The 14,797-nt window shown below is 42.4% G+C and carries 15 protein-coding genes; 7 read left to right on the top strand and 8 right to left on the bottom strand.

Features of this window, described 5'->3' with window-relative positions; translation table 11 throughout:
- Positions 1–30 precede the first annotated feature (30 nt).
- Together EYB58_RS19785 and EYB58_RS19780 are read right to left on the bottom strand one after the other, a co-directional pair.
- Positions 31–1,323, bottom strand: a complete 1,293-nt coding sequence (locus EYB58_RS19785) for an OsmC family protein (protein ID WP_163354651.1) — start codon at positions 1,321–1,323, stop codon at positions 31–33.
- A gap of 55 nt (positions 1,324–1,378) precedes the next feature.
- Positions 1,379–1,627, bottom strand: a complete 249-nt coding sequence (locus EYB58_RS19780; RefSeq protein WP_111960494.1) for a 4Fe-4S dicluster domain-containing protein — start codon at positions 1,625–1,627, stop codon at positions 1,379–1,381.
- A gap of 185 nt (positions 1,628–1,812) precedes the next feature.
- Here EYB58_RS19780 and EYB58_RS19775 point away from each other — a divergent pair, with 185 nt between their 5' ends.
- From EYB58_RS19775 to EYB58_RS19750, 6 genes are all read left to right on the top strand, one after another.
- Entirely contained in the window at positions 1,813–2,718 is a 906-nt protein-coding gene (locus EYB58_RS19775; RefSeq protein WP_163354649.1) for a LysR family transcriptional regulator, read from the top strand.
- 256 nt (positions 2,719–2,974) lie between these two features.
- Positions 2,975–3,232, top strand: coding sequence for a hypothetical protein (locus EYB58_RS19770; RefSeq protein ID WP_111960490.1), 258 nt, complete (start codon positions 2,975–2,977; stop codon positions 3,230–3,232).
- A 70-nt stretch (positions 3,233–3,302) separates the two neighbouring features.
- Positions 3,303–4,187 (top strand): DNA-formamidopyrimidine glycosylase, encoded by an 885-nt coding sequence (mutM, locus tag EYB58_RS19765; RefSeq protein WP_111960488.1) that lies wholly within the window; start codon positions 3,303–3,305, stop codon positions 4,185–4,187.
- A gap of 20 nt (positions 4,188–4,207) precedes the next feature.
- The gene (locus EYB58_RS19760; protein WP_111960486.1) at positions 4,208–4,900 is read left to right on the top strand and encodes an ABC transporter ATP-binding protein; all 693 of its coding nucleotides are present in this window, start codon (positions 4,208–4,210) and stop codon (positions 4,898–4,900) included.
- A gap of 65 nt (positions 4,901–4,965) precedes the next feature.
- Positions 4,966–7,425 carry an FtsX-like permease family protein gene (locus tag EYB58_RS19755; RefSeq protein ID WP_242637449.1) on the top strand — a complete coding sequence of 820 codons (2,460 nt, stop codon included), beginning with the start codon at positions 4,966–4,968 and terminating at the stop codon, positions 7,423–7,425.
- 5 nt (positions 7,426–7,430) lie between these two features.
- Positions 7,431–8,552 carry a lipocalin-like domain-containing protein gene (locus tag EYB58_RS19750; protein ID WP_111960482.1) on the top strand — a complete coding sequence of 374 codons (1,122 nt, stop codon included), beginning with the start codon at positions 7,431–7,433 and terminating at the stop codon, positions 8,550–8,552.
- Positions 8,553–8,576: 24 nt separating this feature from the next.
- Here the strand turns inward: EYB58_RS19750 and EYB58_RS19745 are convergent, their stop codons facing one another.
- A complete protein-coding gene (locus EYB58_RS19745; RefSeq protein WP_131072127.1) occupies positions 8,577–9,068 on the bottom strand; it encodes a CZB domain-containing protein in 492 nt (163 codons plus the stop codon).
- A 142-nt stretch (positions 9,069–9,210) separates the two neighbouring features.
- On the opposite strand from EYB58_RS19745, the gene tnpA reads away from it, so the two are divergent.
- Positions 9,211–9,642, top strand: coding sequence for an IS200/IS605 family transposase (gene tnpA, locus EYB58_RS19740; protein ID WP_131071982.1), 432 nt, complete (start codon positions 9,211–9,213; stop codon positions 9,640–9,642).
- A 61-nt stretch (positions 9,643–9,703) separates the two neighbouring features.
- Here tnpA and EYB58_RS19735 read toward each other — a convergent pair whose 3' ends face one another.
- The 5 genes from EYB58_RS19735 to EYB58_RS24270 all read right to left on the bottom strand — a co-directional run bounded on the left by EYB58_RS19735 (position 9,704) and on the right by EYB58_RS24270 (position 14,774).
- The gene (locus EYB58_RS19735; RefSeq protein ID WP_111960831.1) at positions 9,704–11,230 is read right to left on the bottom strand and encodes a methyl-accepting chemotaxis protein; all 1,527 of its coding nucleotides are present in this window, start codon (positions 11,228–11,230) and stop codon (positions 9,704–9,706) included.
- A gap of 273 nt (positions 11,231–11,503) precedes the next feature.
- The gene (locus tag EYB58_RS24900; protein ID WP_111960833.1) at positions 11,504–11,686 is read right to left on the bottom strand and encodes a transposase family protein; all 183 of its coding nucleotides are present in this window, start codon (positions 11,684–11,686) and stop codon (positions 11,504–11,506) included.
- A 148-nt stretch (positions 11,687–11,834) separates the two neighbouring features.
- Entirely contained in the window at positions 11,835–13,265 is a 1,431-nt protein-coding gene (locus EYB58_RS19725; RefSeq protein ID WP_242637448.1) for a transposase, read from the bottom strand.
- 316 nt (positions 13,266–13,581) lie between these two features.
- Positions 13,582–14,592 carry an aldo/keto reductase gene (locus EYB58_RS19720; protein WP_131072126.1) on the bottom strand — a complete coding sequence of 337 codons (1,011 nt, stop codon included), beginning with the start codon at positions 14,590–14,592 and terminating at the stop codon, positions 13,582–13,584.
- Complete coding sequence (locus EYB58_RS24270) at positions 14,589–14,774, bottom strand: hypothetical protein (protein ID WP_242637447.1); 186 nt, start codon at positions 14,772–14,774, stop codon at positions 14,589–14,591. The genes EYB58_RS19720 and EYB58_RS24270 overlap by 4 nt, the downstream gene beginning before the upstream one ends.
- Between the last annotated feature and the right edge of the window lie 23 nt (positions 14,775–14,797).

Raw genomic sequence — 14,797 nt, 5'->3', positions numbered from 1 at the left:
GTTTTAGTCAATTAAATTGGGGGGCCTAAACTATTTGACGATCATTCCATTCAGGTAGATGTTTGATTTCATCTCTGTCTCATTTTGAACGCCCTCACCGGCAAAACACATGCGAAGGGCTTGTTTCGCATAATTTGTTAATGCCTCTTTTGCTGCTGCACTTTTTACGATGACTCTTGTGATCACATAATCCAGATGGCCTGTCATTGTTGGTGTCATAAAATTATCTTGTTGGTAGTTAAACTGGTGTTCAACTCTAAAATCATCGATATTGATACCCTGTTTTTGAAAGTACATTCTATTGGCAGTAAGCTGGCTCATCAAACAAAACGAAGTGCCTATCGTAAAATAGTCTCTTGATGTAGGTGCGTTATCGAGACCCTCATATCCCCGACTATCATCGGCATAGAGCTCCCATGTTTGGTAATTTTCAGTCAATGATTTCGCTCTTATTTTATGCAGGTATGGTCGAGAAGCATCATGTGCCGATTCGGCTAAAGATATTTCAGTAAATATAAATGGATTGGGGAAATTATGCATATCTAATGTAAGATCTTTTTCTACTTCTACTGTTTTCAGATTCAGATCCGGTGCTACAGTGGTGATCGTGCGGCCATTATCGACAGAGATTGGGGATTCTACTTTACCAGGACGAGCATGTAATCCACCCCAATCATCCGCATTGATGAGAATCCCTACATCAATTGTCGTTTTCTTTGCTAATCCCTCACCAACTGCCCAAGCTTTAAGCGCTTTTTCTTTTAACATTTTTATTTTTTCAGGCGATTCACTACTTTTGATGAGAATATTAGAGATAACGCTATCAGTATAACCAGACCATTGACCGCTCATCGGATCAGACCATCTGAAAAAGATTTTTGATTCCACTTTTACATCTTCAACGTCTAAATCCAAAATTTGTATAAATCTTTCAACTTGCGTCAATAAACTTGAAGAAGCACCAACTGCATAATAGGTCAAAGGATTTGGAGCAGTTTGGTGATGCGCTGAGCCACCTTCGTCACTGACAAGCTCCCATGCACTGAATTGTTCTTCACCAATAAGTTTTACCAGCCCTTTTTTAAGAAAAGGAGCCTCTTTGTTGAGTATATTTTGAGTAGTCGCGGCAACATTTTCAGAAATAGCCCCGTTGACAGGTACTGCTTTTGTCGGGGTAAATGTTGTAGGACGTGTATAGTTACCCAACCTTGTTTCAACTTGATAAACTTTTGGGCTTTGGTTTACATCCTTTTGTGCATAAGCCGTACTTACTGAAATAAGGAGTGCTGCTATTATTGATAGTGTACTTAATTTAGTTTTCATTGTTTTTCCTTTTAGGGTCATGGCCCTTGTTCATAAATAATTTGTTTGGGGAGAATTAAATGAATTGAATCGCTCGTTCATGGCATTTTTCAATGCACAGACCGCATTCCACACAATTTTCGAAATTAACCGCAAAGGATTTCACACGTCCTTTGATCTTTGTTTTGAATTTCCCCAGGAAGTTAAGGGAATCATACTCATCTGTTGTTATTTCTCTAAGTTCAAAAACTTGGTTTGGACAATTGGTTAAACAAATGCCATCCCCGTCGCATTTATTCATGTTGATATTTATTGTTTTATTCATTTTAATTGACGCTCCTTTTACAATTAATTATCAGTCTGTTACATTGATATTTGCCAAGGCTGAATATATTTCCTTTAAAATCATTTTTTATTCTCCTCTTTTTTAAAAATTAAATATCAGTTCGTTTTGATCCAATTATGCGAATTTTATTGCATCTAAACAATAGATATGTTTTCATATTATATATGAATAAAATTGATTGGTTGTCTCTGGATGGAAAAAGCCTGCGTGTGTTTCTCACCGTAATAGAAGTCGGCACGATCACAGGTGCTGCAGACAAACTCGGTATTACTCAATCTGCTGTTAGCCATACGGTGGAGAAACTACGAGAGATTTTAGGAGACCCCCTTTTTATCCGGGCAGGAAGAACAATATCCCCGACAGTGTATGCAGAACAGATGGCTGAAAAGGTAGAGCGGATTCTTGGTGAACTCAAAGGCCTTGTACAAATTTCCTTATTTTCACCCGCTGAAAGCGAAATAGACCTGGTTATAGCTGCTAACGATTTTCAGAACAGTTTGCTTCTGCCCCTTTTTTATAAACAGGTTAAAAAAAAATTGAAACGTTTCACTCTTAAAGTTATCTCACCTCATTTGCCCTCGGCTGAACTACTGCGTGACAAGAAATGCGATCTGGCCATTGTTGGATTTAGTCCCGACGTACCAGATATAATGCAACGAGTACTTTTCTCCATGCATACTGTAGTTTTTTATGACCCATCTGTGAGGGATGCACCAAAAGATATGAAGGATTATTTAGATTCTGGACATATAGGGCTCTCATTTCTACAGAATTTTAAGGGCGGGGTGGATGATTATTTGAGTACCCAGGGACAACGTCGCAGAGTTGAAATTTTTGCCCCCAATTTTTCCAGTATTGCAACTTATTTAAAAGGAACAGATATGCTTGCAACTCTGCCATCCTTGATGGAACTTACTGAGATGACTGATTTTGCCTTTTCTTCACTGCCTTTTCAATTTGCGTCGGGAAAAATGAATATGATCTGGCATCAATCCTATCAGGAGGACGAACCACACAAATGGCTGAGAAAAGAGATGCTCAAAGTCGTTAATTCCATTCTTGAGAAATAATCATAGCTCAGGGACAGGATCATATTACATAATATTTGCTGATTTTTTTTGTATGAAATTGAGGAAACACCTGGATTTGTTAATATTATAGATTGAGCTTAAAAACGAGGAGAAATACAAAATAACAATAGTATGAAAATAATGGAATCAAGTTTGTCGATGTTGCAGATTGATTTAGAGCTGCCCTGCCATATCTTTAATTAGATGGATTTTACGCAAACAAAAGCGGCTAACCATAAAAAGTGAGGGAGGAACAATGAAAACATGCATGCTCACAGACTTTTTGGAAAGTATGAAACCTTGGCTTTCAAAAGAGTATCTTCACATGGCGTACCTGAATGAAAATGATCACCTGGTATTATTGTTCAAAGATAACGTTCAAAATGTTTATAATATTAATGATTGCTCAAAAATGCAGCTTAAAAACATATTGGCTGATTTGAAAAGCAAAGGGATTCTCGTCCAGGATAAATCCAGCGGATTCATGGAAAATGGATCCGGTTCATCCTCTTGAGTGTTCGGTTGGTCCCGGGGGACGTCATCGTTGCGAATTTTATCTGGTTTTACAGGAGGCAGATCATAGCATGCCCGAATTACCGGAAGTTCAGACCGTGGTTGACACCCTTGGTCATGCTGGAATTATCGGCAGACATATTGTCGGTGTAAAGGTGAATTGGTCCAAAACCATATCGGATCAAACGCCGGAATCATTTACCCGTCGCATAAAAGGGCTAGCGGTCACTTCTATCTGGCGACGGGGAAAATACATAATTTTCGATTTTGACTCTCCTTTTAGTTTGTTGATTCACTTGCGTATGACAGGGAGAATGCTGGTGACAAGCAATGCTGAACCCATATCAAAACATGTACAGGTTGTGTTATACCTTAGCGACAACCGCTGTCTGCATTTTCATGACACCCGCAAATTCGGCCGCATGCACCTCACGAAGCGTCCTGCCGCAATTCTTGACAGATTGGGGCCAGAGCCCCTGTCCCCCAAATTTACTGCCAGGCAATTTCAAAAGGCGCTGCTGTCTCGTGACCGCTGCCTGAAGCCGCTTTTATTGGATCAAACCTTTATTGCCGGTTTGGGCAACATTTATGTGGATGAGGCCCTGTGGGCATCCAAAATTCATCCCTTGCGCATCTCATCAACCCTGGCCGACCATGAAATCAAAATGCTCCACCGGGCGATTCGAAAGGTGTTGCGCAAAGGTATCCAAAACAATGGAACATCTTTGGGCGGCAGTAAAACCAATTTTATTTCAGCAGACCACAAACAGGGGCGCAACCAGCTTCAATTAAATGTATTCCGACGCACAAACCGGCCCTGCCCAAGATGCCGGAATAAAATTAAACGCATCATTGTCGGCCAGCGAAGCAGCCATATCTGTGAGACCTGTCAATCCCCACCCCATTCATCCACAGACTTGGTCAACAACGATCCATCGGCAAATGTAATGCATTAAAACATATAGGGAATCAAAGGGTGAACCTTAAACTATCCCATATCGATAAATCATACGATGACAGCAAAACAAAACGGGTTATTTTTAAAGATATGAGCGCTACTCTGGTTGCCGGGAAAATTTCCGTGATAGTCGGTAAGAGCGGCGTTGGAAAAAGTTCTCTGCTCAACCTGATCAGCGGTATAGATCTGCCGGACAGCGGCACGATACATGTCGGAGATCTTTGTATCACCGATTTTGACGATTCGGAAAGAACCCTATTCAGACGTCGCCGAATCGGTTTTATTTATCAATTTTTCAACCTGATACCGGTTCTTTCCGTCCTTGAAAACATTACCCTTGTTGCTGAACTGGACAATACACCCAAAGATATATTTTTACCCAGAGTCATGGCGTTGCTTGAAACCGTAGGTCTTGCCGATAGAAAAAATGATTTCCCGGATACCCTTTCAGGCGGTGAACAACAGCGGGTAGCCATTGTCCGCTCACTGGCCAATGACCCGGATATAATCCTGGCAGACGAACCCACCGGAAATCTGGACAGCGAAACAGGACTTGCTGTCCTTGAAATGATCACTGATCTTGTTAAAATTCATAATAAAACCTTGATTATGGTCACCCACAGCCCTGAAGCCATGGGGTTTGCAGATCACGTTTATGCAGTCAAAGATCAGTTGCTGGTTCCACAGGCATCCGGGTTGAATGTATTATAATGACAAGCGTTTTGTTCAAAATATGCTTTCGTTTAAGCCTTCGCCATCCTTTAAGGACCGCTCTCATGACCATCGGCATAGCCATTGGTGTAGCAGGGGTGATCGCCATAGACATATCAAAAACGAGCATTACCAAATCCTTTGAACTCTCCACATCAGCCCTGACTTCCCGCAGTACCCACCAGATCGTGGGAAGTAATTTTACGATTCCCCAGCACCTTTTTACACAATTGCGCACCCAATTAGGTATCAAAGCCAGTGCACCCGTGATAACAAGACATGTAAAAACAGATCAGCTGGGAAATAAAACCTTTACCCTGATGGGAATTGATCCCTTCTCTGAAATTTACTTCCGGTCATTTGAAACCATAAAAGGGACTAATTCCAGGCCCATGGACCTGTCTTCCGGCAGACCTGGTGTTCTTATTTCCCGTCGTAATGCCCGGCAGTTCAATGTGAAATTAAATCGTCCCATCTATCTTAGATTCGGAAATAAAGAGATCAAAGCCATTGTTGCCGGATTTATTGATACCGGAGATGTAAATAGCAGAAATCCGGCCGACGGTGTTATTTTAACTGATATTGCAACAGCTCAGGAACTCCTGGAATTGGGTGACAATATTACTCGAATTGATCTCTTACTGCATAAGGATGACATTGATAAAGTCCGGCAGATTCTTCCCAAAGGGGTTTTTCTGGTCGAAACAAATAAACAGAACCAGGTGGTCCGCGGGTTGTCCCGGTCATTTGAAACCAGCTTGACAGCATTTTCAATGCTGGCATTGTTTATGGGGATCTTTTTGATTTATAACACCGTCTCTTTTTCCGTTGCCCGACGACGACACATCAACGGAACCCTGAAAGCCCTTGGCGCAAGTGGCCGGCAGATATTTCTAATGGTGATCCTGGAGGTGTTCTTGTTTTCCCTTATCGGATCCATTCTTGGGGCCCTTCTTGGCGTCGGATTTGGCAAAGGAGCAGTTAATGCTGTCTGCAGCACGGTTTCCGATATGTATTTTGTTCTCACTGTCAGCCAGGCCCATATCAGTTCGATGACCATTTTGAAAGGCGTTCTGGCGGGTATCACAGCCTCGTTCCTGGCTTCAATCTTTCCTGCTTTAAAGGCATCCCGTGCCATTCCCATCACCCTGATGCAGCGGTCTGCGTCTGAACGCGCTATTCAAAATAAGATTCCCGTCTTCATGTTTACAGGCTTGTTACTCATATCCTGTGCGGTTATGATTTTTAAAGTAGTCGCCCTGCCGCCGGCATATGATTTTATCGGGGTTTTTATTCTCTTTCTGGGCAGTTCGTTCCTGGCCCCTGGGCTTGTTCTTCTAATTTCCTGGGCCAGTTCCGGTCTGGTGAAAAAATACGGAAAAGTCCTGTTTAAAATGGCTGCCAGGAATATTGTCAGATCCTTGAGCCGCACCAGCGTATTAATTGCCTCTCTGATGGTGGTGGTCTCAGTATTTATTGGAATAGAAATCATGACCAAAAGCTTCAGGGCATCTATTGAAACATGGGTAGACGGGCATATAGGGGCAGATATCCATGTCTCTTCCACAGATGAGCTGGACAGGAGGCTTGATTTCGATCTTTTGGACCAGATACACAAATTGCCCCAGGTAAAGGATCTGTCTGCCTATAACATTCACCGGATTTATTCCGTGGTCGCCGGTGAAGTCCATATATTCTCATACATTAAGGATCTTTCCGAAAAGCAATGGACATGGACCGCACAGCGGCCCGATAAGATGGAACCCTTTCTTGAACAGGGATGGATACTGGTCTCTGAAATATTCGCCCGGAAACATTCATTTAATCCGGAAAATGGAAACCATGTTACGCTGGAAACAATTCAAGGACCTGTTCGATTCAAGGTCGTTGGTGTGTTCAGGGATTTTTTCATGGGTGGCGGCCGGGCAGTTGTCAGCCGGAATGTAATGAAAAAATACTGGGGACTTGACGATATCACATCCATTCAGGTTTTCTTAAATTCAACGGATGAGATCGAACCAACGATTCATATGATAAAAAAAATGATTCCTGAAACCAAAATGGTTAAAGTGGTCTCCGGCTTGAGCATTAAACAAAGTATCCTTTCCGTTTTTGACAAGACGTTTGTGATAACAACGGCACTTCAGATCCTGACGGCAATTGTTGCCTTTACCGGTATCCTGAATTCCGTTATGGCTCTGTTGATCGAACGAAAAAAAGAGTTGGGAATATTACGGGCATGCGGTGCAAAGTCTGATCAGGTGAGACGACTGATGATTATGGAATGCGGAATAAACGGTTTTGTTTCCGGTGTACTGGCCCTGCCCCTTGGTGTATTCCTTGCCTGGGTTCTGATTGATATCATCAACCAGCGATCCTTTGGGTGGAGCTATGACATGGTCCTGTCAATGGGTATTTTATTGCAGGCCCTGCTTCTTTCTGTTGGCGCTGCTGTCATTGCCGGAATTATTCCGGCCTTTCAAGCCGGTAAAACCAATATCAGCCGTGCGCTGCACATGGAATAGTAAAGATGAACAGATGCAAAACATACCATTTTTTTCTTATCTTTTTAAGCGGACTGGCAGCAGTCTTGCTAACCGGATGCGACAGTTCGGAATCTCCTGAGCGGATCAACATTGCCCAGGCCCTGTCATCCGGTTCGGATTTAGGATGCTACAGTATTGCACAAAAACCGGCAAACATAAGGCTTCCGGAAGACAGCGGCGCCCATGAAGCGTTTCAGACCGAGTGGTGGTACTATACAGGAAATTTGAGAACCCAAAACCACCAGCTGTTTGGTTTTCAGCTCACTTTTTTTCGGCGGGCGCTTTCCTGTAAACCGTTAAAAAAAGGATCAAAATGGCGGACCCGACAGCTTTATTTCGCTCATCTGGGTTTAACAGATGTCAGCAATGCCAAATTTTATTCCATGCAGCGGATGAATCGTGAAAGCATCGGTATCGCCGGAAGTCAAGCCGTTCCGTTTAAGGTCTGGGTTGATGATTGGAAAGTAATCCAGACAGGTGATACCATGCGGTTATCCGCTTCTGAAAGTCCGGTGGCGCTTGATCTCTTCTTCAGTCATTTTTCTCAACCCATTTTCCAGGGAAATCAGGGATTGAGCCGAAAAGGGCCGAATCTTTCCAATAGCTCTTATTATTATTCCATCCCCCGTATCAAAACCCGGGGAGTGATCACGATTGGAACCCAACCCTTTGAGATCGAAGGGTTTACATGGCTTGATCATGAATGGAGTACGTCAGCCATGAGCAAAGATGTTTCCGGTTGGGACTGGTTTTCTGCTCATCTGGATGACGGCCGGGATCTTATGGTTTGCCGGATTCGGAACAAGAACGGGGAAGCAAACGGGTATGGATTCGGTAGTCTCTTTTTTCCGGACGGCAGTTATGAAATCCTTGAAGAACAGGATTTCACCATTCGTCCGCTAAACAAATGGGAAAGTCAGGTTACGAAAAAAAAATATCCCCATAAGTGGCTGATCACCCTTCCTGAAAAGGGAATCGAGCTATATGCCACGCCCCTGGTCCCCAATCAGGAGCACACCCATTCATTTACATACTGGGAAGGGGCCGCTCGTTTCAAAGGAGATAAAATCCAGGGACTGGGCTATATTGAATTAACCGGATATTGATTCATCGCCACCTGCCCCCCCACCTTAATCCACATAAATAGAATCTATAGTCGCGAATAATTTTACTCTTGCCTCTTTAAAATCTTCCAAAAGGGGGAGGGCTTTTTCTTTTTCACCATTGGCACACAAGGTCACGACCTCTTTTGCTATGTTATGGATTTTTTCATGCCAGATTCCCATCTCCTGGTAAACATCGAGTGATGAGTAGGTCTTTCCTTCACCGAAATACCATTTCCCAAGTTCACATTCAGTGTGGAGCGTTACGTCTTCAGGCTTCATGTCCTTTACCCCACGGATGACAGCTTCCAAATTTGTACTCCATGCAAGGTGAGCCAGTTTTACTTCGCCGATGTGGAATTTTTTGTCCCCGATATGAAATTGATGTGACAGGGCCTCCAGGGACTCTGACAATTCATTCATTCCTTCGGCGTTGATCTCTGCCTCAACTGCATAAAAAGAGACCTCGGCAACGGATTTAAGTTCCTTATCCACGGCCGTGGTAATAGTTTTGATCATGGTGGTGGACTCAGCCACATTATAATTCTATTGGGTAAACCTCCACCTCCGGTGGAGGACTCGAAAAGTTTGACAGTTCCGGGAGTTGAAAATAAACAACCTTCCTTAAGTTAGCCGCTCAAAGCTATTAAAGGAAGGTTGTATGAAAGATTATAAAAGTTTAAAGCATTCAAAGTGGTATTGCAAGTATCATGTGGTTTGGATTCCAAAATATCGGAAGAAAGTTATTTACGGGCAATTACGTCGGGAACTGGGGTCAATACTACATGGTTTGGCAAAACAAAAAGAATGCGAGATCGAAGAAGGACATTTGATGACAGACCATGTTCATATGCTGATCTCCATTCCACCCAAATTTGCCGTGGCTCAGGTAGTTGGGTTCATCAAGGGGAAAAGTGCTATTCAGATAGCACGTCAGTTTTGTGGTAAAAAAAGGAACTATAATGGTGAAAAATTTTGGGCCAGAGGTTATTTTGCATCAACAGTAGGAATCGACGAACAAATTGTTCGAGCATATATCCGGCATCAAGAAAAAGAGGATCAACGTTGCGAACAGATGAACTTGTTTGATTAAACCGCGCCTTTAGGCGCTTTTAAAAGACCGCTTTGAGCGGTTAACAATCAAGCCCCCAGTTTCACTGGGGGTCATGACTAATATCCTGGATACTCGAAGCCGTTTGAGCGGCGCTTGATGCGATTTCCCGGGTTGCCGCAGACTGTTCTTCCACTGCTGAGGCAATGGAATTTACCACGTCACTTGAATCTCCGATAACCGATACCACTTCGTTTATCCCTGTCACCGTAACATTTGTTGCTTTTTGAACTCCCTCAATCTTCTTGCGAATTTCCAATGTAGCCTCTGCAGTTTGTTGGGCCAGTCCTTTTATTTCAGAAGCCACCACAGCGAATCCCTTGCCGGCCTCCCCCGCCCTTGCCGCTTCAATGGTTGCATTGAGGGCAAGTAGATTGGTTTGGGCGGAGATATCTGTAATCGTTGTCGTGACCTGGTCTATCTCTATGGCGGCACGCCCAAGTTCGTCAATTTCCTTGGAGATGGCAGTGGCAAGCCTTACGGTTTCGTCGGTGGTTTCTCTTGCTTTTGCCGTATTCTTTGCAATTTCATCAACAGAACTGCTCATTTGCTCTGCGCCCGACGCCACAGTGTCAACACTGCTGGAAGCCTGCTCCATTGCTGCGGCAACAGAGTTCATATTTTCGTTCGTCTTTAAACAGGATGCTGAAATTATACCAAAGCTGTCCAACATTTTATCCATCCGTTTATTGATCTGCTTGTTTGATACGATCCCCAACTTGGAAAATTCCCGGATGGTTTCGCTGTTGCCGGATATCTGCAAAATTATTTTCTGAAGTTTTTCCATAAACACATTAAACCACTTTGCCAACCTGCCGAATTCATCCTTTGACATGACGTCAAGACGTCTGGTCAAATCCCCTTCGCCTGATGCTATGTCCTTGATCTTGCCCACAATTTTGACTAAAGTCGATACAATGGGGTTTGCGATAATCAGGGTCGTGAGAACGGAAAGGATGACAACCGTCAAGATAGCAAACCAGAGCATCTTTGAGGTTGTCCGGGTTTCTTCCTTCAGGGCTTTAAATGCTTGCACCAGATCATCCACATGCTCGGTCACCAGTTTTTCATTCATTGAAGACAATTTGGCTGCAAACGGGTCGAATTTTTCCATCATGGGGTTGCCTGCCTCAGGTCCTCCGTCAATATATGCCTGAGCCATTTTTTTGCCCATTTCATAATAATCATCCAGGCTTTTTTTCATGGTCACAAGAAAAGAGACTATTTTTGTTTCTCCATATTTTTCATGCTCGGTAATGGCAAAATCAAGGCGTTTCACGGCATCCTCATAATAGGTCCGGGCCTCAGCAAAGCCGTCATCGTATCCCGGAACGGCCCGGGTAGCGGAAATGTCCGTCAACCAAGACTGTATCTGTTCGACATCTCTTCTGATTTCACTGAAGTTGATCATATGAGGCAGTATCTCTATTTCTGTAGTGGTCAATTCGTCAATGGTTTTGTTGTTGAAAGTGTTCACCACTATCCCGGCGATGATAAATAAAACGCAGGATAATCCAAATCCGATGAAAAGTTTTGTCCGTAAAGATAAATCGTTCAGTTTATTCAGCATGGGGTCTCCTATTTTTCGCGATGGGGTTTCTTATTTTTTGCTTTCGTTTAACATTACAGCGACACTTTGATATTTAAATCTTGAGCGATTAAACGTTGTTTTTTTCTATGACTTTGAGGCGCTTTATTATTGCGTTTTAATTGATATTTGACAATAGACAATATATTGATTTTACATATCTTGGATCGAGACTTCTTTCCAAGGGCGGAATCTCAGCCTCAAGTTGTTCAATCCACAGGCAATAACCATAACCAGATCAGCAAAGCCTTTGAGTTATTTTGGGCATTGGTCTTTAATAATTCTGTACCTTTTGATGCCGCTTATAACATGCTCTATTCTGATTCTTATTTTTGAAATACCGCGATTTACAACTTTCTGCTCAAGAGTTAAAGTTTTGCCTTTTGGCTTTTTAGCTGGTTGCAAATTAAACTGGGAGCGTGGGCGTATCGCCCGCATATCCAAAAGTATTGCAAAGATGCGGGCGATACGCCCGCGCTCCCGGATATAGCAGAATGGGCAAATTATTTAAGACCCGTTCCTAAAACTCGATGATCCAGTTTTTAAAAATTGACATGAGACCTCGCTGGCAGTTATTATCCCCATGCTAACAGAATGCTTTGTATTTTAATGATGGGGCGGATTGATAATTCCCCCAAGAATTTAGATTCATGTGCTTTTGAGAATCGTTTGCCTTTACAAAATGCTCTTTTAAAAATACCGAGATCTGCTTGAAATGGGATTCTGGGTCATCACTATGAATGATTTGTTCGACAAAGGATAAGATGCAGTCAACTTTGACGGTGTCACATAGGCTGCCAACAGTTCTTGCGTGCAGTTTGTTATTTATCGAGGCCACCTGGTCAGGATGAAGCAGGAGACAATGATCAACCAACAGACTCAGGGTCAAACTTCTGTAAGACCCGTCTTCATCAGGTTGTTTGGTCAAATTTCCCCAGCCTTCATTCGTCTTATGGTCTTGAATAAAAACCTCTACTAACCATCTGAGTGTAAATGCGTCTATGATATCAGGATATCGCCAGGTCAGATCCGAAGCGGCAAGATACCGATAGTCCTTTTCTCCAATGTATTTTATTGCAATGACAAATCTTTTTTTCTTATGAGCACACACATGTATTCTGGCACTTTTAATGAGTACAACAACCTCTTTACCTCCACGTACATGTATGGTCTTTTGAATTGGTTGAATATTTTTAAAATATGTTTCAACTGATTTTTTATCGCTCTTGAGTAAAATATTTTGATTGTACCTTATTTGGCTGATAACTTGGGCGTTTCCTGCAATTTTAGACGCTTCATCCATGAACTCAGCATTCCCATATAAGGCATCTGCAACAATCGCTTCTATTTTTATTTCCGGGTGTTTCTCTACAAATATTTTTAAAAGAGCCTTGGCAATCATTGGAATGGTAGGATATTCTTCTGAGCGCACCGGTTTTTTTGGGCGTTCTGATTTTGGCACGCCAGCCTTTTTTAATTTTTTATCCTCCTTGGTCCATTCGCTGATTTTTGGATCAGGAATATGAAAGGCGTAGCCAATTGGAAAGCTGAGTTTTGGTGTTATCAACACCAAAAATACTAAGCCTTGCCCCATGCAAAAACCACCCGTTGATTTGTCTTTTATTTTGTGGACTCCAAAAATTGTTGTTGTGCATTTACTGCGCTTTTTATCGGAATCATCAATACTGATAACACCTTTGGTAATGCAATATACTTTGAAAATAATTTTAAGGCTGAGATGAAACAGATGCTCCCAAGCAATTTTAGAATGGCGAAACATCCAGGAAAGAGCTGTAGTTTTATACAATCCCACACTGATACGTGAAAAAGCAGCCCAATTGATGCTGCTGGTCAAGATGATTCCAGTGATGCAGAAACCCAGCCAGAATTTTTGTGATTTGCTTAAGGTCATTCCTGGGGATGACTGTGTTAATTCAGTATTCAGTGAATCAGTATACTTTTCAACAAACGGCAACAGCTTATTTATTAACACATCCGCCTCATTCCTTATTTTCATAAATGAGGTGTTATACTGCAATTGAACTATTGTATTCAAATAACATTTATTTTACTCTGCTCATTGAAGGCTGGCCAACCGATGAGTGAGATATCAGTTTGGAAAATTGGTATTATAGCATCGACTTGACCAGCCTTTGCATTTTTCAATACTGATTACCTGTTCTTCCCTCAAAAAAACTGGATCATCGAGTAAAAGACAAACCGGATTTAAGGTTCATTAACAACTCCCCATTCGCTTATTTTGAAATCAGAAAAGCCAATTTATAATCATGGGGAGTCATTATTTGCCTAAAAAAAGACAATCCTGAATAATTTTAGTTTTTAATTCTTATATGGTTTGTTTTTTGCATATAAAAATTATGATTTTGCATTCCAAATATGACATAATTTTTCTGAGCAAGAGTATTATAACACAATATATTGTGTGTAAAAATTAACAAAACACTAAAAAAAATAAGCGAATGGGGAGTAACAACGCTTCCTCTGTAGAATGCCAGCCTTTTTGCCTGGGGTAAAAACAGTTTGATGATCTCTTTTTTTTCAGTATCCGATAATGCGCTTTGAACCCGGCCTGCATCAGCCAGTTCTTTTACTTCGTCAGGGTTACTGCATTCCACAATGGCGGTTGTGATATCATACGAAAGAGCAAACCGGGTCAGTAATCCTGCTGTGATACCGGAATTTTTTGCAATATAGTGTTTGCCGCCTAAAACTTTCATTCCGATAACGGCAATACCTTTTCTTTTAGCAGATTCAAGCGTTTGGGTTAAAAAACCGCCAATGATTTCCTCCACCGGGTTCACAGGCATCAGGACCGCATCTACAGGCCAGTTCTCTACAGCCTGTGTTAATATATCAGGGTCATGATGCCCTGTAACGCCAATATGTTTTACAAGTCCCAGGTCCTTAGCTTTTGTAAAGGCTTCCATTGCACCGCCTTTTCGGGAAATCAAGTCAAGATCCCTTTCATCTCTGACATCATGAATTTGCCACAGGTCAAGATATGAGGTGTTCAGCCGGGTCAAAGTCTGCGTTAGATCTGCCATTGCCCCTTCTCGGGTTCGCTCTGCAGATTTGCTGGTATGGAAGATGGATTCTCGATGATCTGGGTTGTTTCCCCAGTAATTCCCGTAATAGATTTCACTGTCCAGATATACCCGTGCTGTATCAAAATAGCCAATACCCTGTTCATAAGCTTCCTTAATAACGGCATGTGCCAGGTCTTTTTGTCCGGTTGTTCGAAGGATACCTTCCCCACCCAGACCTACCCGAGTGAGCTTTTTTTTAGAATTCTGAAAAGAATTTGGTTCGGCAAGATTTATCATAATTTCTCCTGATATTTATGTGTATAAACGCGGTGATGGACGAAATAAGCACCGCGTTTCACGGCGGCGAAGCCGCCGTGAACATTCACCATCCTTGCATATCGTATATGGGCTTCGCCTATGCCGGAGACAAGTCCATCCGATCTTGCGGAAACTGCAATCAGGTGGGTATGATTGGGCATCAGGTAGTAACTCCAGATTTTTA

Source organism: Desulfobacter hydrogenophilus, assembly GCF_004319545.1.
GTDB lineage: Bacteria > Desulfobacterota > Desulfobacteria > Desulfobacterales > Desulfobacteraceae > Desulfobacter > Desulfobacter hydrogenophilus.
This window is presented reverse-complemented; position numbering and strand designations above follow the sequence as displayed.

What these genes read in the sequence shown, in the direction of transcription:
- EYB58_RS19785 (WP_163354651.1), bottom strand. Translation starts at nt 1,323, where the DNA reads ATGAAAACTAAATTAAGTACACTATCAATAATAGCAGCACTCCTTATT.
- EYB58_RS19780 (WP_111960494.1), bottom strand. Translation starts at nt 1,627, where the DNA reads ATGAATAAAACAATAAATATCAACATGAATAAATGCGACGGGGATGGC.
- EYB58_RS19775 (WP_163354649.1), top strand. Translation starts at nt 1,813, where the DNA reads ATGAATAAAATTGATTGGTTGTCTCTGGATGGAAAAAGCCTGCGTGTG.
- EYB58_RS19770 (WP_111960490.1), top strand. Translation starts at nt 2,975, where the DNA reads ATGAAAACATGCATGCTCACAGACTTTTTGGAAAGTATGAAACCTTGG.
- mutM (WP_111960488.1), top strand. Translation starts at nt 3,303, where the DNA reads ATGCCCGAATTACCGGAAGTTCAGACCGTGGTTGACACCCTTGGTCAT.
- EYB58_RS19755 (WP_242637449.1), top strand. Translation starts at nt 4,966, where the DNA reads ATGACCATCGGCATAGCCATTGGTGTAGCAGGGGTGATCGCCATAGAC.
- EYB58_RS19750 (WP_111960482.1), top strand. Translation starts at nt 7,431, where the DNA reads ATGAACAGATGCAAAACATACCATTTTTTTCTTATCTTTTTAAGCGGA.
- EYB58_RS19745 (WP_131072127.1), bottom strand. Translation starts at nt 9,068, where the DNA reads ATGATCAAAACTATTACCACGGCCGTGGATAAGGAACTTAAATCCGTT.
- tnpA (WP_131071982.1), top strand. Translation starts at nt 9,211, where the DNA reads ATGAAAGATTATAAAAGTTTAAAGCATTCAAAGTGGTATTGCAAGTAT.
- EYB58_RS19735 (WP_111960831.1), bottom strand. Translation starts at nt 11,230, where the DNA reads ATGCTGAATAAACTGAACGATTTATCTTTACGGACAAAACTTTTCATC.
- EYB58_RS24900 (WP_111960833.1), bottom strand. Translation starts at nt 11,686, where the DNA reads ATGCGGGCGATACGCCCACGCTCCCAGTTTAATTTGCAACCAGCTAAA.
- EYB58_RS19725 (WP_242637448.1), bottom strand. Translation starts at nt 13,265, where the DNA reads ATGAAAATAAGGAATGAGGCGGATGTGTTAATAAATAAGCTGTTGCCG.
- EYB58_RS19720 (WP_131072126.1), bottom strand. Translation starts at nt 14,592, where the DNA reads ATGATAAATCTTGCCGAACCAAATTCTTTTCAGAATTCTAAAAAAAAG.
- EYB58_RS24270 (WP_242637447.1), bottom strand. Translation starts at nt 14,774, where the DNA reads ATGCCCAATCATACCCACCTGATTGCAGTTTCCGCAAGATCGGATGGA.